We start from the raw sequence: 1,467 nt of genomic DNA, 5'->3' as shown, positions 1-1,467 counted from the left end.
GCGCCAATATGCGGGGTCAGAGAAATTTTAGGGTGTTTTAATATTTCTTCGCGAGGTGTTGGCTCGTTATCAAACACATCAAGAGCTGCAAATGAAACCTGGCCGCTATTCAATGCATCAACCAAAGCTAATTCGTCAATTAAACCACCACGGGAAATATTTACAAGTCCGACACCTTTTTTGGTTTGTGCCAGTTCTTCGGCGCCGAAAAGGGCTTTATCAATAAATGGGGTATGCAGGGTTATGAAATCAGATTGTTTGATAACCTCATCTAAAGTAGCCGTTTTAACACTTACTTTAACTGTAGTTCCACCACCCAAAACAATGTCAACCTCAGGATTGAATGGAAACAGGTCATAAGCTAAAACTTCCATACCAACGCCAATGGCTATCTTAGCCACTTCGCGGCCAATACGGCCAAAACCAACAATACCTAAAGTTTTACCACGCAGCTCAATACCTTTTGCGTACGCTTTTTTCAGGTCGTTAAATTTAGTAGCGCCCTCAACCGGCATTTTGCGGTTGCTATCTGGCAGGAAACGTACACATCCAAATAAGCTGGCGAATACCAATTCTGCAACTGATAATGATGATGAAGCAGGAGTGTTATAAACACCAATACCTTTTTCTTTGGCATAGTCAACATCAATATTATCAACGCCAACGCCGCCGCGGCCAATCAGTTTCAAATTTGGGCAGGCATCAATTAATGCTTTACGTACTTTAGTAGCACTACGTACAGTGATACCATCATACTCCTGTAACCTAACAGGCAATTCATCCTGTGGAATGTTATTGGTATCAATAAAGAAACCGGCTTCCTCTAAAAGCTGTTTTCCTATCGGATCGATACCGTCATTAGCTAATATTTTGATCATAATCTTATTTGTTAGCCCCCCGGCCCCCTAAAGGGGGAGTTAAAAACAAACCCTTTATTGAGCCGGGAGATAATATAAAACATTTGTTCCCCCTTCAGGGGGTTAGGGGGCTATTTATTTAATTCTGCAAATTCCTGCATTACATCAATCAGCGCGTATACACTGGTTATTGGCAATGCGTTGTATATTGATGCCCTGAAACCACCAACACTTCTGTGTCCTTTGATGCCTACTATGCCTCTTTCGTCGCATAATTTAAGGAATGGTTTTTCCAGCTCTGGATTTTCCATTACAAAGGTAACGTTCATATGTGAGCGGTCTTCAACAGCGCAAACAGGTTTAAATATTGGGTTACGCTCAATCTCCTCATACAATACTCTTGCCTTGGTAATGTTTTCCTGCTCAATGGCTTCAACACCGCCTTTGGCTTTTAACCAGTTAAGGGTAAGCATTGATACATAGATAGCAAAACATGGCGGCGTATTATACATAGAACCACCTTCTATCTGAGTTTGATAGTTAAACATTGCAGGAATCTTACGATCAACCTTGCCCAGTATCTCATCCTTAATAATTACCAGGGTAACAC

2 protein-coding genes are annotated in these 1,467 nt (G+C 41.4%); both read right to left on the bottom strand.

Annotated features, from left to right (window positions below; genetic code table 11):
* Positions 1 to 878: D-2-hydroxyacid dehydrogenase (locus tag AC1DPZ_RS27135; protein WP_477409380.1), on the bottom strand; the 878-nt coding region annotated here is incomplete at its 3' end.
* A gap of 110 nt (positions 879 to 988) precedes the next feature.
* Positions 989 to 1,467: aminotransferase class V-fold PLP-dependent enzyme (locus AC1DPZ_RS27130; protein ID WP_477409378.1), on the bottom strand; the 479-nt coding region annotated here is incomplete at its 5' end.

The organism is Mucilaginibacter sp. P4_G9, assembly GCF_056400985.1.
The sequence above is the reverse complement of the archived record's forward strand: the minus strand, read 5'-3'. Positions and strand labels throughout refer to the sequence as shown.